Origin of the sequence: Enterobacter sp. E12 (assembly GCF_014596715.2) — a bacterium.
GTDB lineage: Bacteria > Pseudomonadota > Gammaproteobacteria > Enterobacterales > Enterobacteriaceae > Enterobacter > Enterobacter bugandensis.
The window spans coordinates 2552503-2577395 of sequence record NZ_CP115601.1; the positions used below are offsets into that span (position 1 = coordinate 2552503).

The 24893-nt window shown below is 54.4% G+C and carries 24 protein-coding genes; 5 read left to right on the forward strand and 19 right to left on the reverse strand.

Annotation, left to right across the window (positions count from 1 at the left end):
* Positions 1–140: 140 nt before the first annotated feature.
* The gene (mpaA, locus tag IB212_RS12180) at positions 141–854 is read left to right on the forward strand and encodes a murein tripeptide amidase MpaA (protein WP_028013357.1); all 714 of its coding nucleotides are present in this window, start codon (positions 141–143) and stop codon (positions 852–854) included.
* Here mpaA and ycjG read toward each other — a convergent pair.
* Positions 845–1810 carry an L-Ala-D/L-Glu epimerase gene (gene ycjG / locus IB212_RS12185; protein WP_060571754.1) on the reverse strand — a complete coding sequence of 322 codons (966 nt, stop codon included), beginning with the start codon at positions 1808–1810 and terminating at the stop codon, positions 845–847. The genes mpaA and ycjG overlap by 10 nt on opposite strands.
* A 108-nt stretch (positions 1811–1918) precedes the next feature.
* On the opposite strand from ycjG, the gene tpx reads away from it, so the two are divergent.
* Complete coding sequence (tpx, locus tag IB212_RS12190) at positions 1919–2425, forward strand: thiol peroxidase (RefSeq protein WP_041909703.1); 507 nt, start codon at positions 1919–1921, stop codon at positions 2423–2425.
* A gap of 275 nt (positions 2426–2700) precedes the next feature.
* Positions 2701–3909 (forward strand): aldose 1-epimerase family protein, encoded by a 1209-nt coding sequence (locus IB212_RS12195; RefSeq protein WP_188245580.1) that lies wholly within the window; start codon positions 2701–2703, stop codon positions 3907–3909.
* Between the two features lie 33 nt (positions 3910–3942).
* On the opposite strand, the gene tyrR is transcribed toward IB212_RS12195, so the two are convergent.
* From tyrR to IB212_RS12210, 3 genes are all read right to left on the reverse strand, one after another.
* Positions 3943–5484, reverse strand: coding sequence for a transcriptional regulator TyrR (tyrR, locus tag IB212_RS12200; protein WP_041909700.1), 1542 nt, complete (start codon positions 5482–5484; stop codon positions 3943–3945).
* A 112-nt stretch (positions 5485–5596) separates the two neighbouring features.
* Positions 5597–6649 (reverse strand): YcjF family protein, encoded by a 1053-nt coding sequence (locus IB212_RS12205; RefSeq protein ID WP_041909698.1) that lies wholly within the window; start codon positions 6647–6649, stop codon positions 5597–5599.
* Positions 6646–8043, reverse strand: a complete 1398-nt coding sequence (locus IB212_RS12210) for a YcjX family protein (RefSeq protein ID WP_041909696.1) — start codon at positions 8041–8043, stop codon at positions 6646–6648. The genes IB212_RS12205 and IB212_RS12210 overlap by 4 nt, the downstream gene beginning before the upstream one ends.
* Positions 8044–8198: 155 nt before the next feature.
* Between IB212_RS12210 and IB212_RS12215 the strand changes: the two genes are divergently transcribed.
* Complete coding sequence (locus IB212_RS12215; RefSeq protein WP_041909694.1) at positions 8199–9209, forward strand: LacI family DNA-binding transcriptional regulator; 1011 nt, start codon at positions 8199–8201, stop codon at positions 9207–9209.
* Positions 9210–9242: 33 nt separating this feature from the next.
* Here the strand turns inward: IB212_RS12215 and IB212_RS12220 are convergent, their stop codons facing one another.
* The 15 genes from IB212_RS12220 to pspA all read right to left on the reverse strand — a co-directional run bounded on the left by IB212_RS12220 (position 9243) and on the right by pspA (position 23669).
* On the reverse strand, positions 9243–10157 hold the full coding sequence (locus tag IB212_RS12220) for an OmpG family monomeric porin (RefSeq protein WP_041909692.1): 915 nt from the start codon (positions 10155–10157) through the stop codon (positions 9243–9245).
* 66 nt (positions 10158–10223) lie between these two features.
* Positions 10224–11306, reverse strand: a complete 1083-nt coding sequence (locus IB212_RS12225; protein ID WP_041909689.1) for an ABC transporter ATP-binding protein — start codon at positions 11304–11306, stop codon at positions 10224–10226.
* Between the two features lie 13 nt (positions 11307–11319).
* Entirely contained in the window at positions 11320–11985 is a 666-nt protein-coding gene (pgmB, locus tag IB212_RS12230; protein WP_041909687.1) for a beta-phosphoglucomutase, read from the reverse strand.
* Positions 11975–14254, reverse strand: coding sequence for a glycoside hydrolase family 65 protein (locus IB212_RS12235; RefSeq protein WP_041909685.1), 2280 nt, complete (start codon positions 14252–14254; stop codon positions 11975–11977). Before IB212_RS12235 ends, pgmB begins: the two co-directional genes overlap by 11 nt.
* Positions 14248–15306, reverse strand: a complete 1059-nt coding sequence (locus IB212_RS12240) for a Gfo/Idh/MocA family protein (protein ID WP_155963351.1) — start codon at positions 15304–15306, stop codon at positions 14248–14250. The genes IB212_RS12235 and IB212_RS12240 overlap by 7 nt, the downstream gene beginning before the upstream one ends.
* An 11-nt stretch (positions 15307–15317) precedes the next feature.
* Complete coding sequence (locus tag IB212_RS12245) at positions 15318–16106, reverse strand: sugar phosphate isomerase/epimerase (protein WP_041909683.1); 789 nt, start codon at positions 16104–16106, stop codon at positions 15318–15320.
* 17 nt (positions 16107–16123) lie between these two features.
* A complete protein-coding gene (locus IB212_RS12250; protein WP_041909681.1) occupies positions 16124–17176 on the reverse strand; it encodes a zinc-binding alcohol dehydrogenase in 1053 nt (350 codons plus the stop codon).
* Between the two features lie 29 nt (positions 17177–17205).
* Complete coding sequence (locus IB212_RS12255) at positions 17206–18048, reverse strand: carbohydrate ABC transporter permease (RefSeq protein WP_028013372.1); 843 nt, start codon at positions 18046–18048, stop codon at positions 17206–17208.
* The gene (locus IB212_RS12260; RefSeq protein ID WP_028013373.1) at positions 18035–18916 is read right to left on the reverse strand and encodes a carbohydrate ABC transporter permease; all 882 of its coding nucleotides are present in this window, start codon (positions 18914–18916) and stop codon (positions 18035–18037) included. The genes IB212_RS12255 and IB212_RS12260 overlap by 14 nt, the downstream gene beginning before the upstream one ends.
* A gap of 22 nt (positions 18917–18938) precedes the next feature.
* Positions 18939–20231 carry an ABC transporter substrate-binding protein gene (locus IB212_RS12265; RefSeq protein ID WP_041909679.1) on the reverse strand — a complete coding sequence of 431 codons (1293 nt, stop codon included), beginning with the start codon at positions 20229–20231 and terminating at the stop codon, positions 18939–18941.
* A gap of 13 nt (positions 20232–20244) precedes the next feature.
* Complete coding sequence (locus tag IB212_RS12270) at positions 20245–21942, reverse strand: sugar phosphorylase (RefSeq protein ID WP_188245579.1); 1698 nt, start codon at positions 21940–21942, stop codon at positions 20245–20247.
* 184 nt (positions 21943–22126) lie between these two features.
* Complete coding sequence (gene pspD, locus IB212_RS12275) at positions 22127–22351, reverse strand: phage shock protein PspD (protein WP_028013376.1); 225 nt, start codon at positions 22349–22351, stop codon at positions 22127–22129.
* Positions 22352–22363: 12 nt separating this feature from the next.
* Positions 22364–22723: an envelope stress response membrane protein PspC gene (pspC, locus tag IB212_RS12280; RefSeq protein WP_041909676.1), complete on the reverse strand. Its 360-nt coding sequence runs from the start codon at positions 22721–22723 to the stop codon at positions 22364–22366.
* A complete protein-coding gene (gene pspB / locus IB212_RS12285) occupies positions 22723–22947 on the reverse strand; it encodes an envelope stress response membrane protein PspB (RefSeq protein WP_028013378.1) in 225 nt (74 codons plus the stop codon). Before pspB ends, pspC begins: the two co-directional genes overlap by 1 nt.
* 53 nt (positions 22948–23000) lie before the next feature.
* Positions 23001–23669, reverse strand: a complete 669-nt coding sequence (gene pspA, locus IB212_RS12290) for a phage shock protein PspA (protein ID WP_028013379.1) — start codon at positions 23667–23669, stop codon at positions 23001–23003.
* 151 nt (positions 23670–23820) lie between these two features.
* Here pspA and pspF point away from each other — a divergent pair, with 151 nt between their 5' ends.
* Complete coding sequence (gene pspF / locus IB212_RS12295) at positions 23821–24813, forward strand: phage shock protein operon transcriptional activator (RefSeq protein WP_181013169.1); 993 nt, start codon at positions 23821–23823, stop codon at positions 24811–24813.
* Positions 24814–24893 lie beyond the last annotated feature (80 nt).

The window sequence follows — 24893 nt, forward strand, 5'->3', positions numbered from 1 at the left end:
TTTGTTTCGACAAAGAGAAATGCAAATAACTTACGCCTGAATAGTGATTTAAGGCAATTCTTTGCCATTACGGAAACTATTTGATTAACAGCGGGTTTTGCACAACACTGCCAGTAGTGACTTCTTTATCAGGATTTCGTATGGCAACCACCCGACCGAGAGCGGAACGCGGCGCCTTTCCGCCGGGCGCTGAGCAATATGGCCGCTCCTTTTTAGGCGCATCGCTGATCTGGTTCCCCGCCCCCGACGCAGACCGCGAAAGCGGCTTGATTCTTGCCGGCACGCACGGGGATGAAAACTCCTCCATCGTGACGCTTTCATGTGCACTGCGGACGCTGACGCCTTCATTGCGACGTCATCACGTGATTCTGGCGGTTAACCCGGACGGCTGCCAGCTGGGTCTTCGCGCCAATGCGCGAGGCGTTGACTTAAACCGTAATTTTCCATCAGCAAACTGGCGCGCCGGGGAAACGGTGTATCGCTGGAACAGCTCCGCCGAGGAGCGTGATGTGGTTCTGCTAACGGGAGATAAGCCGGGCTCAGAGCCGGAAACCCAGGCGCTGTGCCAGCTAATCCATAAGATCCATCCCGCGTGGGTGGTCTCCTTCCACGATCCGCTGGCCTGTATTGAAGATCCGCGTCACTCCGAGCTTGGCGCGTGGCTGGCAGACGCTTTCGCCCTGCCGCTCGTGACCAGCGTGGGCTATGAAACGCCAGGCTCCTTCGGTAGCTGGTGCGCCGATTTGAGCCTGCCCTGCATAACCGCTGAATTCCCGCCGATCTCCTCCGACGAGGCCAGCGAAAAATACTTAAAAGCCATGGTGGATCTTTTACGCTGGCAGCCTCAGAGATGAAGCACGCCGCTGGTAAAATGGAGCGCGGGAGAGACGTCAACCGCCAGCCACGTCGGGCCGTCCAGATCGGCGAAACGGACCTGATTGACCAGCGGTAGCGCCGCGCCGATTGCCCGGGACGTACAGAGCATACAGCCCAGCATCAGTGAAAAACCTTGCGCCCGGGCTTCTGCCGCCAGGGCTAGCGCCTCTGTCAACCCGCCGGTCTTGTCGAGCTTAATATTAATCATCTCGTAGCGGCCCTGCAGCTCGCTCAAGCTCGCGCGGGTGTGACAGCTTTCATCCGCACAAACGGGCAACGGATGGATAAAGTTCTTCAGCGCCGCGTCATCTTTTGCTGGCAGAGGCTGCTCCAGCATAGCCACCCCCAGGTCGGCCAGCAGCTGACAGCGGGCGGCCAGCCCTTCTGGATGCCATGATTCATTGGCATCAACAATCAGCGTGGCTGAGGGTACCGCCGCGCGAATGGCGACCATCCGCTCGCTAATCAGACGATCGTCGAGCTTCACCTTCAGCAGCCGGGCCCCGGCGTCAAAAAGCGCTTTGGCGCTGGCGGCCATCTGTTCCGGCTCGCCAATCACTACCGTTTGCGCGGTAGCCACCGATTCCGGCAGCGCCACGCCCAGCAATGCTGTCAGGGGTTGCTGCTGTTTCGCCGCCTCCAGACTCCAGAGCGCACTATCAATGGCGTTACGTGCGGCCCCGGCGGGCAAACGATGCTGTAATGCCTCGCGCGTGAGCCCGGTTTGCAGGTCTGGCACCAGCGTCATGATATGCGCCATCACTGACGCGAGGCTTTCACCATAGCGCGGGTAAGGCGTACACTCCCCTACGCCTTTAAAACCGTCCTCTTCAATTTCAACGACCACCACGCTGGCTTCGCTTCGGCTGCCGCGGGAGATCACAAACGGGGTGTGCAATGGCCAGGCTTCTTCATAGACCTTAACGCTTCTCATCACTGACTCCTTGCAGCCCGGAAAGGCGAAAAAATTTGGTTTGCCGTGTTATCCGCGGATGGCATACACTAGCCCCGACGTTAACTATATGTAAACAGGAAGATATCTATGTCACAACTCGTTCATTTCCAGGGCAACCCGGTTGCTGTTGCAGGTTCCATTCCGCAGGCTGGCAGCAAAGCGCAGGCTTTTACTCTGGTGGCTAAAGATCTGTCTGACGTCACACTGGCTCAGTTTGCGGGCAAACGCAAAGTGCTGAACATTTTCCCGAGCATTGATACCGGTGTTTGCGCCGCATCCGTGCGTAAGTTCAACCAACTGGCAACTGAAATGGACAACACCGTTGTGCTGTGCATTTCTGCTGACCTGCCGTTCGCCCAGTCGCGCTTCTGCGGTGCTGAAGGCCTGAGCAACGTTATCACCCTCTCCACCCTGCGCAGCCCGGATTTCCTCGAAAACTACGGCGTCAGCATCGCCGAAGGCCCTCTGAAAGGCCTGGCAGCACGCGCGGTACTGGTTCTTGATGAAAACGACACTGTCGTCTTCAGCGAACTGGTTAATGAAATCACTACCGAGCCGGATTACACCGCCGCGCTGGAAAAGCTGAAAGCATAACCATTACTTAGCATTCTATACCGCTTTTTCAAAACCTCGCTATGGCGGGGTTTTTTATTAATTCCTCGCTGAATCGTTAAAGCAATAATGAGCTTGCGTCACAAAATTAACGCAATTCAGTTTCAATATTTCAGCAAAATAGCGATCAGACCCGCATATTGATCGTTAAACAACTCTGAATTTACCCTCAGTGAGGCGTATCACATTTCCCTTATCGCCAAAACATTAGATTTGCTTACGAAGTTAAATAATCGTTTCAGCAAAAAGGGATAAATATGAAAATAAAACTGGCTTTAACGCTCCTTTCGGTACTGGTTTCGGGCCATGCCGCAGCAAAAACCTGGGTGCTGACAAGCGCTGAAAGCAGCGTGGAAAAAGGAAACTGGAAGATTTCCAGCGATGAGCTGAAAATTAACGATCGAACGTTCAGCATTGAGCAAAAAGTGTTGCACGGCGGCAAACAGGAAGGCAGTAAAGTGATCGTTATTAGCAGTAAAAACGGCCTGACCATCACCTTAAGCCCGACGCGCGGGATGAACCTTCTGCATGTGGAGGGCTTTGGCACCAGGCTGGGCTGGAACTCCCCCGTTAAAGAGGTCGTTAACCCGGCGTATATTAATCTGGAAAGCCGAAACGGACTTGGCTGGCTGGAAGGTTTCAACGAGATGATGGTCCGCTGTGGCTACGAATGGACGGGGCACCCGGTCACCGCTGACGGCCAGATTTACACCCTGCATGGCAAGGCGGGGAATACACCGGCATCCCAGGTGGAAGTAGAAATTGCGGATGCTGCCCCGCATGAAATTCGTATTCGCGGTCTCATCAAAGAAAGCACCTTTAAAAAAACGGATCTGCAAACCATGACCGAACTGCGTTACGTTCCAGGAACCAACCAGTTCAGCCTGCATGACGTTCTGACGAACCATGCCGATTACCCTCATGACTATCAGATCATCTACCACAGCAACTTCGGGGCGCCTGTCCTCGAAGAAGGCGCGCGCTTCCTTGCCCCGGCGGCAAGCGTGAGCCCGTTCAATGATTACGCGAAAGCGGGCGTTAACGACTGGCAAACCTACGCCGGGCCGACAAAAGGCTTTGATGAGATGGTCTTTAACATCAAACCGCTTGCGGACAGCAACCATGAAACCCTCGCGGCGGTGGTGAATAAAGCCGGTGACAAAGGCGCGTCAATTCAGTTTGATACCCGCCAGCTGCCCGTGCTGACCCTGTGGAAAAATACCGATACGCCAAAACAGGGCTATGTCACGGGGATTGAGCCAGGCACCAGCTACGCCTACCCCGTCACCATTGAACGCAAGCAGAAGCGGGTTAAGCAGCTGCAACCAGGCGCCAGCGCTCAATTTGACCTGACCTATACCCTGCTACACAGCGCGCAGCAGGTGAAGGACGTCGAAAGCAGGATTGCGTCGATTCAGGGCGAGACAAAAACAGAGATCGTGACCACGCCGCTGGCGAAGGAATAAGCATTAAAAAAGCCTCTTTACAGAGGCTTTTTGTTATTCGTCACCTTTCTTATGATTCAATCCATACTCACGTAGCTTATTCGCAATCGCGGTATGCGAGACGCCAAGCCGTTTTGCCAGTTTGCGGGTGCTGGGGTAGCTGCGGTACAGCTGCGTCAGCACGGAGCGCTCGAAGCGGCTGGTGATATCATCCAGCGACCCTTCCATCGCCTCTTCGCCTACCGATACCGTCCCGGCGTCGTAATCCGGCAACAGAATGTCCTGAGGGCGCAGTTCATACCCTTCCAGCTGGGTCAGCGCGCGATAAACGGCGTTTTTAAGCTGACGAATGTTGCCCGGCCAGCCGTAGCGCATTAACACCGTGCCGAGATCTGCCGACAGTTTCGGACGTGGAACGCCCTGCTCGTCGGCAAAGCGGGCCACAAACAGCTCCGTGAGCGGCATGATGTCCTGCGGACAATCGCGCAGCGGTGGAATGTTCAGCGTCAGGACGTTGAGGCGGTAATAGAGATCTTCGCGGAAAATCCCCTTTTGCACCAGCTCCACCAGGTTCTTCTGGGTGGCGCAAATGACGCGCACGTCCACATGCACTTCGTGATCCTCACCGACGCGGCGGAAGGTACCGTCGTTCAGGAAACGCAGCAGTTTAGCCTGCATACGCGGCGACATTTCGCCGATCTCGTCCAGCAGCACGGAGCCGCCGTTGGCCTGCTCGAAGAACCCTTTCTTGCCTTCCGGCGCGTGTCCAAACAGCTCGCTTTCGACGGCATCTTCTGGAATAGAGGCACAGTTAAGCGCCAGATACGGTTTTGCCGCACGCGGGCTTGCCAGGTGCACGGCGTGCGCCAGCAGATCTTTCCCGGTACCGGTATCGCCGGTGATCAGCAGCGGCGCGGTAAGGCTGGCAAGCTTGCGCGCCTGGTCAACCACGTGGCGCATTTTCGGGCTGACGGCAATAATCTGGCTGAATGCGCCAACGTCCTGGCTGGAGAGGTTTTGCAGCTGGCGCCCCATGCGTAGCGTCGAGCGCAGCATGATCACCGCCCCGGTCAATACGCGACTATTTCCTTCTCCTTTCAGATAGACCGGTGTGATCTCCATCAGGAAATTCTGCCCGTTAATCACCACATGCTCGCTGTGTGTATTCTGCGGGTTGCTGTCCAGCCAGCGCTGGAAGTTAAAACCGGGGATCAGCTGCGCGGCGTGGTGGCTGCTGAGCTTCTCCTGGCTCTGCACGAAAAGCTGGCAGCTCGCGTGGTTAACGCGCTCGACTTTACTTTTCAGATCCAAAGAGAGGAACGGCTCGGGCATCGCTTCAAGCAGCGCGCTCAGGGCGAGGTGCTCACGTTCGGAGGGCATCCAGGGGATGGTGCGTACATCCGTAACGCCAGCGATACGGCGGATTTCCGCCATCAGGCTGCTGAAGGTGTTAAATTCAATTTCGGCAAAATTGAGGTAAATTCGCCCGACAGGATCGATCTCAATGCCACGTAAATCAATGCTACGTAAAACAAGAAGATCGAGTAATTCGCGGGTAAGACCGAGACGGTCTTCACAGAAGACTTCAAGACGCATGGGAAATTCACCGTTTTAAGCCAATAACGTTAAAATGATATGTCAGAACTCGGTGAACCGGAAGATGGCTGTCAACAAATATTGACAGCCAGCACGATTAGTGAACAAAGCCTTAAGGAGACGGTTTTTTATTGAGCGTTTCCTTCAGCTGACCGATCAGTTCACGCCTGAAATCCCCCAGCCGCGGCTTATCGCCATCAATCCACGGCAGCGGACGGCACACCTCCATCGCTTTGATACCCAAACGCGCCGTCAGCAAGCCCGCGCCAATGCCCTGGGCTGCACGGGCTGAAAGACGCGCCGCCAGATCCTGCGACATCCAGTCCATTCCCACTTCGCGCACCAGCTCGCTCGCGCCCGCAAAGGCGATATTGAGCAGGACCAGTTTGAACAGCCTGAGCCGGCTGTAGTAACCCAGCTCTATGCCGTAAAGGTTCGCGATACGGTTGATGAGGCGCAGGTTACGCCAGGCGATAAAGGCCATATCCACCAGCGCCAGCGGGCTGACGGCAATCATCAGCGTGGATTCCGCCGCCGAGCGGCTAATCTCACGCCGCGCCTGGGCATCCAGCACCGGCTGAACCATATGGGAATAGAGCGTGACCACCTCCCGGTCGTTCTGGGTTTCATGGATGGCGGCGTACCAGCGCTGGAGCGCCGGATGCGACTGATCGATACCGGCCTGGCTGGCCAGTTTTTCACAGAAGGCGCGGCCTTTGCCAGTGCCGTGGCTGTGGAGGATATCCCGCGCTTCATCGCGCTCGTGCGCACGCTGTCGCAAACGCCAGAGGCGGCGCCACTCGGTGGCAACCGACCCGACGCCCGCCCCCACGATGAGCGCGCCCGCGGCACATCCTCCCAGCGCAACCCAGTCCTGGGTTTGCCAGGCGTTCATCGCCCACTGCACGCCCTGCCCGACCACGCTGACGCCAAACAGCGCCAGACCGGCGGTGACCATCTTGCGCCACAGGCTGCGTTTAGGACGCAGAGCGGCTTCCACGACCGCCTCCGCCGGACCTTCCTCGACGACGGGATCGTCCGGCAGCGCCGGGGCAAAGTTCTCCGCCTGCGCGCCGCTGAACGTCTGCGCCGTTTTAAAGGCGTCCTGACGCTCGGGCTCAAGCGTTCCGGTAAAGTCTATGCGCGGTTTTAACGGTTCCGTCATCGCAGTTTATCTCCAATCAAAAACTCCAGCGCCGCATCCAGACGGATGTGCGGTAACGGCCGATCGACGCTCATGGTCTGAGGGCGGAAGGCTTCAAACTGAAAGCCCTGGCTCTGCCAGAAGGCCTGGCCCGGCAGCCGCGCGGGCACTTCGCCGGGATAGACGGTAAGCGGCTCGCCGTCACTGAGTCGATTCCCGCGTAATGCTGGTATTTTCTCGCCGTTAAGGTCAATCAGGCCGCTTTGGGTCGCCTGCACCGATGCGAGCCCAAGACAATCCATACTGATGCCTTCAAACGCGGCGTTTTGCCAGGCGTCCTGCACCAGCTGCTGCAGCAGAGAAACCATGTTGGCGTGCTGATCGACCGTAACGTGATCGGCTTTTGTGGCCGCAAACAGTAGCTTGTCGATCACCGGTGAGAACAGACGACGAAACAGCGTCCGCTGCCCGTAGTGGAAACTCTGCATCAGCTGCGTCAGCGCGAGGCGCATATCGTTAAATGCCTGCGGCCCGCTGTTGAGCGGCTGCAGGCAATCCACCAGCACAATCTGGCGGTCGAAACGTAAAAAGTGGTTTTTATAAAAACCTTTGACCACCTTTTCGCAGTAATAATTGTAACGCTCGCGCAGCATGCCGGCATTCGTGTGTTTGTCGGCCTGTGCCAGCTTCGACTCGCCTGCGCCGTCCACATCCGGCCACGGGAAGAACTGCAGCGCGGGCGCGCCTGCTAAATCACCCGGCAAGACAAAACGGCCCGGCTGGATGAAGTGCAGCCCTTTCTGTTTGCACTGATGCAGATAGTCCGTCCAGGCTTCAGCAATGGTCGCCAGACGGTTTTCATCCGCAGGTGCCAGCGGATCAAGGCCCTCGCACAGCTGTCGCCATTTCGTTGACCACTCTGCGCGTTGCCCTTGCAACAAGCCCGTCATCTGGCGGGACCAGCTGAGGTAGTCCTGCGCCAGCATCGGCAGGTCGAGCAGCCATTCGCCGGGATAATCGACGATTTCCAGATACAGGGTTGAGGTATCCTTAAAGTGACGTATCAGCGATTCATTAGAACGAAAGCGCAGCGCAAGGCGAATTTCACTGACGCCTCGCGTTGGCGTCGGCCACGCGGGCGGATCGCCGTAAAGCTGCGTCAGCCCTTCGTCGTAGGTAAAACGCGGTATGCCAAAATCACGCTGAGGGACGCGCTTAACGCCCAGCAGACGCTCTTCGCGCACGGCGCTGAGCAACGGCAGTCGCGCGCCGGCGTGCAGGTTCAGCAACTGGTTTACCATCGCGGTGATGAACGCCGTCTTACCACTGCGGCTCAGGCCGGTAACGGCCAGACGCAGATGTCGATCAACGCCGCGGTTCACCAGTGAATTGAGTTCGTTCTTAAATCGCTTCATCGCCATCCTTCATTGCCCGGAAGCCAGGAATGTATGGCTTCAGAATACAATAAATGGGGGCAGATCGTTGATTATCAATTCTTATTTATTGCTATTGCCGTTTTCTCTCCAGTAAGATGAACGACATTGCTGTCAGTCCGGAGTGAGTAAGGTGTATGTCACCCACCATCTATGATATCGCACGGGTTGCGGGCGTATCGAAATCAACCGTTTCCCGCGTTCTGAATAAACAAACGAATATTTCCCCTGAAGCGCGAGACAAAGTGCTTAAGGCGATAGACGAATTAAATTATCAGCCCAACAAACTGGCCCGCGCCCTGACCTCTTCTGGCTTTGATGCCATTATGGTTATTTCGACCCGCTCGACCAAAACTACTGCCGGTAACCCTTTTTTCTCCGATGTTCTTCACGCCATTACGGCAAAAGCGGAAGAGGAAGGGTTTGACGTTATTTTACAAACCTCGAAAAGCAGTGAGGACGATCTGCAGAAGTGCGTGGGAAAAATAAAGCAGAAGATGATCAAAGGGATCATCATGCTCAGTTCACCCGCAAACGAATCTTTTTTCACCACGCTGGACGAATACGGTGTGCCCGTGGTGGTTATTGGAAAAGTAGAAGGAAAGTTCCAGAATATTTATTCTGTTGATACGGACAATTTTCACGACAGCGCTATTCTGGTCGATTCGTTTATTAAACATGGGCGAACAAAAATTGCCTGTCTGCATGCCCCGCTCGATTATCACGTTTCTATCGATCGCCTTGCGGGTTATAAATCCAGCCTTGAGAAGCAGGGTATCGCCATTAACCCGGACTGGGTTATTGATGGCGGATATACCCATGAAAGCGCGCTCCAGGCAGCCTGCAAATTACTCTCGTCTGACAACCCGCCCAATGCCGTTTTTGCTACTGACAGTATGAAATTGTTGGGTCTATATCGTGCAGCGGATGAGTTAAATCTGATGGTTCCCGAGCAGGTTGTTATGGCAGGCTACAGCGATCCGATGCTGTCTCTCGTTTTAACCCCTGCGCCAGGCGGGTTTGATATTCCGACAAGAAAGCTCGGCGAAGAGAGCTGCAACGTGTTGTTCAAGCGTATTGCGGGTAAACCTGCGCCGCATAAGATTTTGGTTGATACGCATTTTTCGGATGCGGCGTCCTTGCGCTAAAAACCAGGGGCAATCGCCCCTGGTAAATCATGATCAGAACGCGTAGTTCACGCCGACACCCGCGTAGTGGAAGCGATCGCTCTCACCTTCGTCATGGTTTTCCCATTCGTAGGCATATTCCAGCGTCATGGATAAACCGTTGTTAAAATCATAGGCGTACAGCATACCCAGACGGTTGAAATCATGTCCTTCACGCTCAGGATCGTCCTGCCAGTCCCAGTTTGACCAGCGATCGAGTCCCAGACGGGTATAAGGCGTTAACGTCGTCTGGCCTAACGAAATCGGCAGGTAGGCACGAATTTCCTGGGTAGAAAACTCGCCGTTATTACGTGAGCTGTCCATATTGAAGCCGCGCTCTAAATAATAATTTACTTTCGCAGAGAACGTTTCGTTGATGGTCCAGGTAAAACCGGTTTCGGTCTCGACGCGGCTGTCAGAATAACCGGTTTTATCCAGATCGTTGGCAAACTGATACATGGCAAACCAGCCGCCAAAGCGCCAGTCGTCAGTTAATTTAATATCCCAGTCAGGCTGAACTTTGTAGCGCTGCATATTAGCGCTGCCGTCTTTGGCACCGTGTTCATCTTTAAAGTGATAACCATAATTGCGGAAGCCACCGGTCAGACCGAACGTAAAATCATCGGTGCCGATAAAGCGATAGCGCAATTCAAATTCCGGGCGATCGAAATAGGTGCCACGCGTCATGCTGCTATAATCAACCGGCCCTTCCTGATACATTGCCAGAGAGATTGTCCAGGCATCCCATGTTGCATTAAACCATACGGAGGGTTCATATAATCCATCTTTATCGTCGCCCTGACCTTCGACGTTTTCAATTTCATACATTGCCCCGATATTAAACGCCCACTGCTTTGCGGGTTCTGTTGCTTGCGCGCAGCTAACCCCTGCGCACAGAACGAGCGCAGCACTTCTTAGTAGAGTACTCATTAAATATTCCCTTTATAATTAACAAACAAAAAAACCGGAAATTTGCATTTCCGGCAAACACCTTTCTTATCTAATAGCCGCTTCGGTATCGGCGTCGAAGAAATGGCACTTATTCATATCGAACTGAATGCCGATAGTATCTCCGGCTACGTAGTCATTGGCCGCGCCTGCGCGGACAACCAGTTCATGTCCGCCCACGGTGGCATAAAGCATAAATTCGGCACCGGTAAGCTCAGCGACGCTGACTTTCGCCGCGATATCTTCTCCGCTGCTCTGCAGGGTAAGAATGTCTTCCGGACGGATCCCGAAGACGACCGCTTTACGCTGGTAACCTTGCGCATTCAACTCAGCCAGCTTGTCCTCAGGGATCTCCAGACGCAGCGTTTCCGTTACGAAATAGCGATCGTCGATAGCGCCACGAATGAAGTTCATTGCCGGAGAGCCAATGAACCCTGCAACAAACATATTGGCCGGCTCGTTGTATACCTGCTTCGGCGCACCCACCTGCTGAATGATGCCGTCTTTCAGGATCACGATGCGGGTCGCCATCGTCATGGCTTCCGTCTGGTCGTGCGTAACATAGATCATGGTGGTGTTAAGCTTCTGGTGAAGCTTGCTGATTTCGGCACGCATCTGCACGCGAAGCTTGGCATCGAGGTTGGATAACGGCTCATCCATCAGGAAGACGCCCGCTTCGCGCACGATCGCCCTGCCCAGCGCCACGCGCTGGCGCTGACCACCCGATAAAGCGCCAGGTTTACGCTTCAGGTATTCGCGTAACCCTAAAATCTGCGCCGCCCAGTTCACGCGTTCTTCAATCACCGCGGGCGCTATTTTTTGCATTTTCAGGCCAAACGCCATGTTGTCGTAGACCGTCATATGCGGATAAAGCGCATAGTTCTGGAATACCATTGCGATATCACGCGATTTGGCAGGCACGTCATTCATGCACACGCCGTCGATAATCAGTTCACCCGCGCTGATCTCCTCAAGACCGGCAATCATTCGCAGCGTCGTGGATTTACCGCAGCCCGACGGACCGACGAAAACAATAAACTCTTTGTCTTCAATTTCGAGGTTGAAATCCTTAACCACGTGGACCTGGTTATCATAGATTTTCTGAATATGTTTCAGAGAAAGTTGAGCCATAATTTATTCCTTATCAATACGCCCGGGACGCCCAGAATTCTGTCAGGCATTTCCAGGTCAGTTCCCGCGTTGAATGAAGTTGTAATCCCGCATGGTTAAGGCCAGGCCCAATCCCGACCGACAGCATTCCTGCGGCGTTGATTGCTTCAATACCCGCAGCGGCATCTTCAATGCCAATCGCCTCTTCAGGACGCACGTTCAGCCCCGCACAGGCCGCAAGGAAGATCTCCGGGTCAGGCTTTGAACGGCAAATGCGGGAAGCATCAGCGCAAAAATCGAAGGCCTGATGAATGCCCAGCGCGTGCAAAATCCCTGGGGCATTGAGCGATACGGATGCCAGCCCAATCTTGACCTTCGCGGCACGGATCTCCGCCAGCACGTTGCGGATCCCCGGCAGCAGAGAATCCTGCGTCAGTGATGCCAGCGACTGGACGTAAAGCGCATTTTTTTTCGTCGCAAGCGCCAGGCATTGCTCCTCGCTAAACATCCCCTCTTTTCCGCCGTGCTTCAGAATGCGCTGGAGGGAATCCATGCGGCTTATCCCCTTAAGCTGTTCGTTAAACACTTCGTCGAAGGTAATGCCAATTTCCTCCGCCACGGCACGCCAGGCCAGAAAGTGAAGATGCGCGGTATCGGTGATCACACCGTCCAAATCGAATACAACAGCCTTAAGCGTCATGGCGCCCCTCCGTGGTAGCGGTCCCAGATGCGGATACAGAAAAGTCCTTCCAGGCGCAAACTTTTCGCTCCGATACATGCAGCGTTTTGCCCCACAGCGTCAGCGTGGCAGGCGCCGTGGTTTCAATGGTTAACACCTCGTTCTCATACGTGAAGTGCATTGCTGCGTTCCGCCACCGCAGCGGGAAAGCGAGTTTCTGCCAATGAGCAGGCAGTTTTGGCGCGAGATGCAGTTCCCCTTCAATGATTTGCAGGCCAGCAAATCCCTGAATTGCGCCAGACCAGATCGCACCGGTTGCCGCGGCATGAATGCCCTCATCGCTGCTGTGCGGATCGTCGCCCAAATCAATGGCGATGCCATCGCGCCAGAAGGCATAGGCCCCCTGCGTGTCACCGCAGCGCGCGAGCACAATCCCGTGAATGGCCTTGCTCAGGGACGAATCATGGATCGTGCGTGGCTCATAGAACGCCAGATTGGCGGCGCATTGCCGTGGCGTAAACCGTTCTGGCAGCAGGTAGTTAAGCATCACCACATCGGCCTGCTTCAGGATCTGCATCTCGTTCACTTCCGCGCGGGAATAATCGAGCAGAATCGTCTGCTTACCCGCTTTGGCTTTGTAGCGGCTCAGATCGATGGCCGGTTTTGCCATGAAGGTATCATCCTGCGGGATCACACCGTCTGCATCGGCCTCCGGTAGCCATAAGCGCGCCAGGAACTGCGCGGCATTCTCCGTAAAACGCTCATCCTCACGCCCAAACATCGCCATAAACTGGCGCGCGCAGGCAACGTTGTGCCAGGCCAGATAGTTGGTGTAAGCGTTGTTGTTCACGTGCTCGGTGTATTCGTCCGGTCCGATCACATCATGGATTTCCAGACGACCATTGACGTCCGTTGCGCGTCCCATCCAGAACAAAGCCGTTTCCATCAGCAGCGTCAGGCCTTCGTTACGCATAAAGGCGTCATCATGCGTCGCCTGCCAGTACGCAACGACGGCCCAGGCAATATCAGCCACGATGTGATGCTCAGCAAGTGCGGAAGCCACCTTCTGGCGTACCCCGGTGCGGATGTTGATTGCCGCGAACTCCGGCGTCTCTTCCTCTCCGCTTGCGGCGCTTTCCCATGGGAACAACGCGCCCGGCCAGCCGTTACGACGGGCTTTTTCCCGTGCGCCAGCCAGATTGAGCCAGCGATAGCGCAGCAGGCTGCGGGCAACCTGCGGGCGGGTAAACAGATGGAAAGGCAGCAGGAAAATTTCGGTATCCCAGAAGACGTGGCCTTTATACCCCTCTCCCGTCAGCCCCTTCGCAGCGATACTGCTTCGCTCATCATGGGCAGGCGTCATCGTGGTCAGGTGCCAGACCGCATAATCCAGCGCCATCTGATCCTGTTGCTCTGCGGAAGTCACTTCCACCCGGGCATCACGCCAGACCTCTTTCCAGGCATACGCTGAGCTTTCAAGCAATGCGTCGTAACCTCTTGCGGCAGAAACTTTGAGATCGGCCAGCGCGTTGCGCGCAAAAGACTCCTGTGACAGCGCTTTATCGCTGCGATGCGTCACCCAGACGATCTTTTCAAGCGTGACAGTGTCACCCTGAGCAATGGTCAGTGAATGATGTACGCTGAGACGCCGATTTTTGGCGGTGAAACAGCTGTCGCTCTTAGCGGAGAGCTGACAAAACGCCGAAATAACAACCTCCGACGCCCGATCCTGCGTTTCATACACCCCCTGCATATAGTGCTGATCAAAGACCCTGACCGAGATTTCATCCAGATGCTGTCTGCCGCTGTTCGTTTGCGTTGCGTCGATGCCGGTTTTCAGCACCGCCTGCGTGGCGCCATCAAGGGGCGTGATCGAGAGCTGCATAGCCACTAATGGCAACTGGTCCAGCGACACAAATCGACGACTCTCAAGCCGATAGCGTTTGCCGTTGGGTGAACGCCAGACAACGTTGCGATGCAGTTCGCCGTTTGCGAAGGCCAGCTCGCGCTGCCACTCAAGGATTTCCCCTGAAAGGAGCGTGAAATTGACGCCGTCCAGCTCTACATCAATACCGGTGATATCCGGCAGATTGACCAGCTCTGTGGTCTCGTTGCGCCCCGCGCGATGATACAGCCCAGCGAGATACATGCCTCTGGTCTGCTGGGTGTAGTCTTCTTCATGCGCGGCGCGAATGCCCATGTAGCCATTGCCGCATGCCATGATGGAGGCGTATTTATTCAGGCTGTGTGGACAAAAGCCCGGATCGGTTAATACAGACACGTTCAGCATAGTGTTACGCTTTCCCCTGTTTCTGCGGATTCATAAAGCGCGCCAACAAGCTGCTGAATTACCAGTCCCTGTTCTGCATCGGCAATCATCACGGGCTCTCCCAGCACGTGACGTACAAAGGCATCCATGCTGCGCAGATGGCGCTGATCGTCCGCCTCTTCGCGCTGGGTAAGGGTTTCTAAAACACCGGCTTCGTCGTTGTAGATGTGCGCCGGGAACAGCGTTGCACCCGCCTTTTCACCGCAGAAAGAGACGTTCATGATCGACTGCTCGCGAATGTTAAGCACAAAGGAGGTGTCCAGACGCAAAATGCCGCCGTTGCAGAATTCAATCGTGCCAAACAGCGCATCTTCCACGGTAAATTGCGCAGGATCCCACTCGCCAAACTGACCGGTGCTTTTACGGTTTCCCAGCCTCTGGAAGCTGTGCGCAGTCACCCGTTTTACCGCCGGGAAACCCAGGACATACATTGCGGCGTCGAGCATATGAATGCCGATATCAATCAGCGGTCCACCGCCCTGTAGCGATTTGTTGGTAAAAACGCCCCACCCCGGTACACCGCAGCGACGCAGCGCCTGCGCTGAGGTAAAGTAAACTTCACCGAGCGTTCCGTTCATTACCGCATCGCGCAGCAGTTGGGTATCCATGGCAAAGCGATGGTGAAAATCATAGGCCAGAACTTTTCCTGCCTTGCGCGCCGCGATGCGCATCTCATCAGCCTGCTGCGGGGTCATCGCCGGGGGCTTTTCACACATCACATGGCAACCCGCCTCGAGCGACGCCATCACGTGTTCAAAATGGAATCGGTTGGGCGAACAGACGCTCACCACATCCGGTTTTACTGCCTGCAACATCTCGTGAGCGTCCTGCCATGCCGATGGAATAGCATAACGTTCCGCGAACGCCTGTGCCTGCTCAAGGCGGCTGTCCATGACAGCCACCATTTGAACATCACTGCGCGTGGCGTAATACGAGGCATGCACTTTGTCCGCGACCTGCCCGGCGCCAATAATGGCGACGCGCAGAGGCGAAGGTGTAGAAGCACTCATCACGCTCGTCATCCTTAGCATTCACGCAAATAAGTGAGAGAGTCCTGATAAGCCTTAGCCGGATCCTCGGCGCGAACACGGCATTCATACACTACGTATCCCTGATAGTTATCGGCACGCAGCTGATCGAACAGGCTGGCGAAATCGAGGCTGCCGCTGCCCGGCTGATAGCGGTGGTTATCTGCAATGTGAACATGACCCAGCAGATCGCGGTTCTGATGCAGCGCGTCCGTCAGCGAGTCTTCTTCAATGTTCATGTGATAGAAATCACCGATGATCTGCACGTGTTTCAGGCCGTTCTCTTCGATATAACGACGCGCGTCTGCCAGGGTGTTGATCATATGATCCTGGTAGCGGTTCAGCGGCTCCAGGTAGACGGTGGTGCCGGTGCGCGCGGCCACCTCATCAAGCCAGCGCAGCGAGGCGCTTACGGCTTTGCGGTCACCGTCCAGGCTGCGTGGAGAGGTCATTGGCGGCAGACGGAAGGTAAACATGCCCCAGGCCGCAGGCACGATAATGCCCTTTCCGCCGACTTCCGCCAGCGCTTCCAGAATGCGTTCGATCTGCTGTAATCCGTTCAGACGGCGTTCTTCGATGAAATCACCGATCCAGCCATCGTACCCGCCACATGCTGTCGTCACCGGCAGGCCCGTGGCTTTGATAGCGGCTTTCACGTCGTCGAGATTTTCCACCAGCAGACGTCCGTCAATTTCGTAGCCATCAAAACCCATCGCTTTGATGTACTCGAATTTTTCCATGATGTTGGTCGGGAAAAAGGCCTGGTTTTGTGTTGCGATCTTCATGATTTGCTGTCCTTAGCTTAAAAAGTGACGCCCATTTTGATACTGAGTTCCGGATGCTGATCGACATACTTCATATAGCTTTCCGGGCTGGTGGTGAAGGTCACGACCGGGTCGATCAGATCTTCACAGTTCAGATAACCGTTCATCAGCAATTCCCAGCAGGTCTCTTCGATACGCTTGCGGCTCCAGCGGGGATAGTCCGGGTTCGGTTCACTGCAGGCGCGGGAGAAGACAATCTTCGCGTTGTTGAAGTGCGCTTCGCGGCCCAGGTTGAAGCCTGCCGCAAACGGTTTGGCGAAGGCCACGTAGGAGATGGTGCCGCCGTAGGCGAGCCCGCGCAGCGCGGACTGCAGCGCATCCGCAAAGCCGCTGGTTTCGATGATCACGTCCGCGCCCTGCTTCCCGGTCAGCTTTTTGATTTCCAGACCGACATCGGTACCGATTGGATTCAGGCAGTGGTCCGCGCCGTGACGGCGAGCGATCTCACAGCGGTGTTCAATCGGATCAACTCCGATAACCACTGACGCACCGGCTTTTTTCGCCAGCTGAATCGCAATCTGTCCGATGGCTCCCAGACCGACTACGACAACAAAGTCACCCACACGGACGTTGGCATCACGCACGCCGCTCATGGCGAACTGCGCCGGATCGTAGCAAACGGCATTCTTCCAGGACGCGCCCTGCGGCATTTTACGCAGCTTATAGTTGTTCACCGCGTTTACGATGACCGTCTCCTGCAGCGGGCCGTAGCAGCAGACGCTGTCGCCGATCTGGTATTCCGTTACGTCTGCACCGCATTCAATAATGTCGCCAACGATCATGTTGCCCAGCTGGAACTTACCGAATTCGATACCGCGCGCAGCGCCCTCTTCACGCGGCGTGAACATCTGCCACTCTGCGTTGAACTCTTCATCAATAAACGGGCTTGCCGCGCGGAAATCCACGACTTCCGTTCCGTGCTTCGGGGCGCCAAAGCGGGCGCGAATTTTCACTTCATGTGCTTCCACAGCACGGTCTTCATACTCCACCAGCGCCGCTACGCGTGGCGCTGTCGCAACTAACTTCTTCATAACTTGCTCCTGATAAAAAATTGGCCGCCTTAGCCCTTGACGCCACCGGCGGTCAAACCACTTTTAATAAAACGTTCAGAGAGTGCGTACATGATGACCACCGGAAGCGCCGTCACCAGCGATGCCGCCATCATGCGACCCCAGATATAATCTGGCGTACTAAAGAGCGTGTTCAGCCCGACCGGCAGGGTAAAGTTGCTGGCGCTGGACAGGAAAATGGAGGCAAACAGGTAGTCGTTCCATGCCACCATGAAGCAGTAAACAAACACCGACACGAGACCGGAAATGGCCAGCGGCACGGTAATGCGGAAGATGATTTGCAGGCGGTTCAGACCATCCATCATCGCGGCCTCTTCTATTTCGTCCGGAATGGTGTCGAAATAGCTGCGCAGCATGAATACCGCCGTAGGCAACGTCTGGGTCACCATGGTGATGATGAGCGCCAGTTCAGTGTCGTAAATGCCGAGCGCGGTGATGATTTTGAACAGCGGCACCACCAGCAAAATCCCGGAGAACATATAGACGGTGTAGAAGCTCGCGTTGATCGTCGCGCGTCCTTTAAAACGCAGCTTGGACAAGGCGTAAGCGCCCAGCGTGCCGAGAAACACCGCAATTACCGATGACGTCAGCGACACCACCATGCTGTTGCGGAAATAATCCACGAACGGGAAAATTAGCGGGTTAAAGATGTCAACGTAATGCTGAAGCGTCCACGCCTGCGGCAGAATAGTCGGATTCAGCGATATGGCCTCTTTCGCGCTCTTGAATGACGTCATCAGCATCACGAAGAACGGGAACAGCGTGATAATCAGAAATACCGCCAGCCCCAGATAGAAACCAATACGGCCCAGTATGCGTTTATTTGTTGCCATTGAGGTTTACCCTTTTTCTGGTCAGCAGAATGACGGCGAAGATGATCACAAACAGCACAACAGAAATGGCGGCTGCTTTGCCCAGATCGTTGAATGCAAAGGCAGTTTTATAGAGATACACGCCCAGAATATCGACCTTCGTGGTCAGCAGATAAACATCCGCAAACATGTAGAACATCCAGATGGTTCGTAGCGTCACCACCGTTGCCAGTACAGGCATGATGGCGGGCAACGTGACGATACGGAAACGCTGCCAGGCGTTGGCTCCGTCCATCTCTGCCGCTTCATACAGCGATTTATCAATGGTCTGCAAAATCGCCAGGAATGAGATAAAGGCATACGGGAAGTAGCGCCAGATGGCGAACAGCACCACCAGCACGAAGCTGCTGCCAGGGTTATCGAACCAGAGCGGCGCCTGGTCATACAGATGCAGCAGATCGACGCCCAGATAGTTCACAATGCCGTAGCCGTTGTTGAACATGTATTTCCAGGCAAATACCAGGGAAATAGATGGCGTCACGTAGGATAAAATCACCAGCGAACGCGCCGTCTTCCGGAGACGAAACTCACGGTTAAAGAAGATGGCGACGGCAAGCCCCAGCCCGGTGCTGCCGAGCACGACCAGCGCCGTATACCAGAACGTCATCCACAGCGAGTGCCAGAACGCAGCATCCCCCAGAATGCGGATGTAGTTATCCAGGCCAACAAACACCGCATCAATACGCGGGTTAAGCGGCAGGCGTAAGAAACTGATTTCAATATTGGAAATCATTGGCCAGGCCACCAGGCCCCCCAGCAAAATCAGGCTGGGGGCCAACAGCAGCATGGCGAAAGGCATATCTGAACGACCAGAAAACAACGTCTTCATAATTTCCTTCCGCAGAGCGCTCCTATCGTTGTGAAATCAGGTCAGTCAGTCGCGTCTGGCTCTTGCTAAGCGTTGCGCTGAGATCTTGTTTACCCACGGTGACGTTATGCACCATGGAGCTGATAATGCCGGACCCTGTCACATCGCCCATGCGCGTGAAGTTTTTGTCGCCGACAGCACCAAACACCTGTACGTTCGGGAATTGGGCGATCAGTTCATAAGGCAGTTGCCCAAACGCTTTAATCACCTCGTTGTTTTTCCAGGTATCCGTTCCTACGACCAGCGTGTTCACCGGCAGCGCCGCGCCCGGCGACATCATGACCCAGTCGGTTGCGTTTTGAGCCTGCTCCATCCACGTCACAAACTTTTCAGCCGCTTGCGTTTCTTCTTCGGTTTGTCCGCTGGTGATCGTCAACGATGTGACCATGCCATAAACGGCAGAGGACTTTTCTGTCGGGACAACGAAGCCAAGGTTGGCAGGGTTACCATCCTGGAATACCGCCGGCAGGATGTAGGTGGAATAGACGGCCATCGGTGCAGAACCGTTCATGAAGGCATCTTTGATCTCCATGACGTCGTTCGAGCCCGGCATGGTGGTCGCGGCCAGCGCTTTATAGAACGCCAGCGCTTTCGCCATTTCAGGGGTGTCAATTTCAACGTTTCCGTTGGCATCAAAAACGTTCGCGCCGCCGGAAAGCGCAAACTGGGAGAACGCCTGCTCGGTCATGACGCTTTCCGCGGTGGGCAGCGCAATACCGTAATGTTTGTTGGCCGGGTCGTTAAGCTTCTGGCTGGCTTTCAGCAGCTGTTCCCAGTTATGCGGTTCCTGAATACCCGCAGCGGCAAGCACATCTTTGTGATACCAGATGCCGGACAGCCAGGCGCTCATCGGCACCCCCGTCCAGGCTGTGCCGTCTTCAGTACGCACAACGCGCAGGATCCCGTCATAGAAGGTCTTTTCGCCTACCGCTTCAATGGCTTCACCGATAGCCTTGCGATCCAGCAATTGTTCCTTATCCATGACTTTCGCGTAATCATGGCTGACTTCAATCACTTCAGGCAGCGCGCCCGTTCTGGCGAGCGTAATCACTTTGGTGTTGTAGGCATCTTCTTCCACCGGCACCTGCTTCACCGTAATGCCGGGGTTTTCTTTCTCGAATTTTTCGATCAGTTTCGTAATAACCGCCTGGCGCTCCTGCTCTACTGACGAGTGCATGAACTCAATAGTCACAGCAGACGCTTTATCATCTTTACAGCCTGATAACAGGGCGCACGAAACCAGTGCTGATAACAGCACAATTTTGGGCATTTTCATTTTAGGGTCCTTTTTAGTTTTCTTTAATCCACATAACCTGCCATGGATTGAGGGTCAGCTCTTTACCGCTAACAGCTTGTCCTGATAGTAATTCCATACCAGTAAGCGTGTCCCCATAAACGGTATGAACGTTATTACTAAAATTAAACAGGGCTGTAATTCTTTCACCGTTTTCAGCCACGCGAACAATTTTAAGAATTTGTTCATCCAGTGATTCAAAAAATGCCGTGGCATCAGGGTGAAACGCACTTTCGCCACGACGAATTGTAATAAACTCGCTTAAACGGGAATAAATTTTATGACGAATGCTATTTTTATTATTAAGTTCGAGATCAACCTGACCGGCGGTATATTTCTTGCGGTTTATCGCGCGGTTATAGCCAAGGCGCTCGACCCCTTCATAATCGTTACGGGAGCCAAGAATACTTTGAATATACACGGCAGGTACACCTGGGAAACTTAACAGCACCGCATGCGCCAGAATAAAGCGCGCAATGCGTTCATCATCTGAACTGTTTTGCGCGCTTAACGCGTCAAGATAGGTCACATTAATTTCGTAAGGACTGCGCGTACCGTCAGGATTATTTTTCCAGTTGACCAGCGCCCCTTCCTGCTGAAGTTTCTCAACCAGTGCGAGGATTTCTGATTCCGGCAGAATGCCGCGCAGTGGGTTCAGACCGATACCGTCATGAGACGCCAGGAAATTGAACCAGGTCGTTTTTGTTGAAGGCAGCGCCAGCGATCCCGCCCACTGACAGAGAGCGTTAACATCCTGACGGTGCACAGCATGCAGCACCAGCGGCGGCAAGGAGAACTGGTAGACCATCTGCGCTTCATTTTCACCGTCACCGAAATAAGAGATATTGTCCTTATGCGGAACGTTCGTCTCAGTAATGATCACGGTACCCGGCGCCACGGCCTCGGTAATAGCACGGAAAAGCTGGATAAGGCAGTGAGTCTGTTCCAGATGGATACAGCTTGTTCCAGGGATCTTCCACATAAATCCGACGGCGTCCAGACGGATATAACGCGCCCCTTCCGCCAGGTAATGGAGCAGCACGTCAACCATCGCAATCAGCACCTGAGACGAGGCGAAGTTGAGATCGATCTGGTCATCGCTGAAGGTGGTCCAAAGATGACGCACGCTGCCATCATGCAGCGTAAATGGCGTCAGCAACGGTAATGCGCGAGGACGCGTCACCGCAGATAAATCAGTTTCAGGATCGACAGCAATAAAGAAATCTTCGTAGCCAGGTTTCTGCGCAAGATAATTAGCAAACCATTCACTTTTTGCTGACATATGGTTGCAGACGAAATCAAACATTAAGCTGGCAGACTGTTTTAAATCAGCAACGTCTTGCCAGGTCCCGGTTTCAGGCGCAACGTTGTGGTAATCAATAACGGAAAATCCGTCATCAGAGGACCACGGATAAAAAGGTAAAAGGTGGACATGGGAAAACGTGCGAGCAAGCCACTCATTATAAAAGCGGGTAAATACCGGCAACGCTTTCTCCCCTTTCGCGGAGAACTGATCGGCGTAGGTGATCAGAACAACGTCTTTTTCATCCCAGCCTGATTTACGCTTTTCTGTAATATCAACAGCAGCTTGTTCAAGCTTTGTTAATAACACTTTAAAATGTGCTTCAGAAAATGATTCACCGTAAATATGATTGATAAGTTTTTTAATTTTTGCGTTCACATTATTTTCCATGGTAGCGGTCCCACGAAGGGCAATCTACTCCCCTGAAAAATATCTGTCAACGAACCGGGAGGCTGAAAAACGCAATTACAAAGCAGCTCTGTGCAGTAATGTGAGCTGCCGCAAAGAAAGTGAGGGAAAGGGATGAAATGTCGTTAGCCCTTCCGGGGAGAGAAAGGGCTAACGCGAGCGTCAATTATCGGGATAAGTAGCGGCGTGACAGCCGCTTTGCCGCTTTTTGCAACAGAGGTTCAAGCGCCACGGCCAGCAACATTCTAACCGGCTTGCGGGCAACAGATTTGATCGCCCAGCCCGCCACACCTGCCGGGCCGTAACGTAACGCCGTCATCAGAACCAGTTTACCTGCGATTTTCAGGCCGGGTTTTACCTTCTGACCGGCCTGTTGCCAGTTTTTCTTCATGTATATTCTCTCTTAAATCTGACGAAAACGACTTCTCAGCGTAAAGGTATCGGATGTGACATAGCGTTCCATTTCACGTAACCGCTTCTCCCCTTCAGCCAGCCGATCGTCAACCGCATTGAGAAGATCGTTACTGGTAGGCGCGCCTTCCGCAGCCAGTTCGCCTTCCGGCATCGGGTCAAGTACAAACGACAGCACGATGTAGGCCACGAAAGTGATAAACGCCAGGCCGAAAAATATCGACAGCACCGTGACCACACGAACCAGCTTTACAGGAACGTCGAGATAATGGGCCAGCCCGGCGCAAACGCCGCGCACCATGCCCTGCTGTGGAATTCGCCACAATTTTTTGTTCAGATTCAGTCCTGACATTAACGGTCCCTCCAGTTAGGATGTTCTGCATCCAGGATTGCTTCCAGCGCCTGAATGCGATCGCGCATCTTGTTAGCCTGGTCGGTAAGCTGCGCAAGACGTTGTTGTTCGCTCTGGGATAAATCGTTCCCTGAAGAACGGTTGCTGTAGTGCAGCCATAGCCAAATCGGCAAAACAAACAGCACGAAAATCGTCAGGGGAATGGCCAGGAAAAGCGCGCTCATGTGTACTCCTTGTCGTCGGATGCTTAGCGGCACGCTCAGGTGCCGCAACATTATTATTGGTTATCTTGCTTCATTTTGGCTTTCAATGCCGCCAGCTGCTCGCTGATTTCATCGTCCGCTTTCAGATCGGCAAACTGTTGATCCAGCGACTTTTGCTTACCGATGCCGTGGCTCTCTGCTTCCGCTTCCATCTGGTCGATACGACGCTCGAATGACTCAAAACGCGCCATGGCCTCATCCAGCTTGCCACTGTCCAGCTGACGACGCACGTCGCGGGAAGAGCTTGCCGCCTGATGACGCAGGGTCAGCGCCTGCTGACGCGCACGGGTTTCGCTCAGTTTATTTTCGAGCTCACCAATCTCTTTTTTCATGCGGGTGAGCGTGTCTTCAACCAGGGTGACTTCATGCTCCAGCGTAGCGATCATGTCCGCCAGCTTCTGCTTTTCAATTAACGCTGCGCGAGCAAGATCTTCTTTATCTTTGCGCAGGGCGAGTTCCGCCTTTTCCTGCCATTCATTGAGCTGAGCGGTGGCCTGCTCAATACGGCGCGTTAACTGCTTTTTCTCAGCCAGCGCACGGGCGGAGGTAGAACGCACTTCAACCAGCGTGTCTTCCATCTCCTGAATCATCAGGCGCACCAGCTTCTGCGGATCTTCTGCTTTCTCCAGCAGTGAGTTGATGTTGGCGTTCACGATGTCGGCAAAACGAGAAAAAATACCCATAATCAAATCCTCATAGTTCTGTTATCGGGCTATGCCCTGCTGTACTGATAATACAATTCCCGTGCCAGTTTTTTATCTTATTGATTTTACACGGTGTGATTGATTTTTATTCACCACAGAACTATGCTGACCTGGTGAATATCGCTAAGGAGTGGTTAATTTCATCATGGCTCAATACAAAGATAACTTACTCGGCGAAGCCAACAGCTTTCTTGAGGTGCTGGAACAGGTCTCTCGCCTTGCGCCGCTCAACAAACCGGTGCTCATTATCGGCGAGCGCGGCACGGGTAAGGAACTGATTGCTAACCGTCTGCACTATTTATCCGGACGCTGGGACGGCCCCTTCATTTCTCTAAACTGTGCGGCGCTGAATGAAAACCTGCTCGACACCGAGCTGTTCGGCCACGAGGCGGGCGCGTTTACCGGCGCTCAGAAGCGCCATCCGGGACGTTTTGAGCGCGCCGACGGCGGCACCCTGTTCCTTGATGAACTCGCCACCGCGCCGATGCTGGTGCAGGAAAAGCTGCTGCGCGTGATTGAGTATGGTGAACTGGAGCGCGTCGGCGGCAGCCAGCCGCTGCAGGTTAACGTGCGCCTGGTCTGCGCCACCAACGCCAATCTGCCGGAGATGGTCGCGGAGGAGAAATTCCGTGCCGATCTGCTTGACCGCCTGGCCTTTGACGTCGTTCAGCTTCCGCCCCTGCGCGACAGGAGAAGCGACATCATGCTTCTTGCTCAACAATTTGCGATTCAGATGTGCCGCGAGCTCGGTCTCCCTCTTTTCCCCGGCTTCAGCGATCATGCGCGGGAGACGCTTCTGGCCTACCGCTGGCCGGGAAATATCCGCGAACTGAAGAACGTTGTGGAACGTTCTGTTTACCGCCACGGCAGCAGCGAGACGGAGCTGGACAATATCATTATCGATCCTTTTCAGCGCAATGCGCCGCCGGTTTCCTCCCCGTCATCGTCAGACGATACTCCCGCGCTGCCCCTTGATTTGCGCCAGTTCCAGCACGAGCAGGAGCAACAGCTGCTGGAGCAAAGCCTGAAGGCGGCGAAATATAACCAGAAACGCGCGGCTGAATTCCTGGGCCTGACCTACCATCAGTTACGGGCATTGCTTAAAAAGCATCAAATGCGCTGACAATATCGGCACTTACCCGCAGACATTTTTACGAAGCAGGCGTAAGTGCGATACACTTTGCAGATCGAACCTAAAAACCT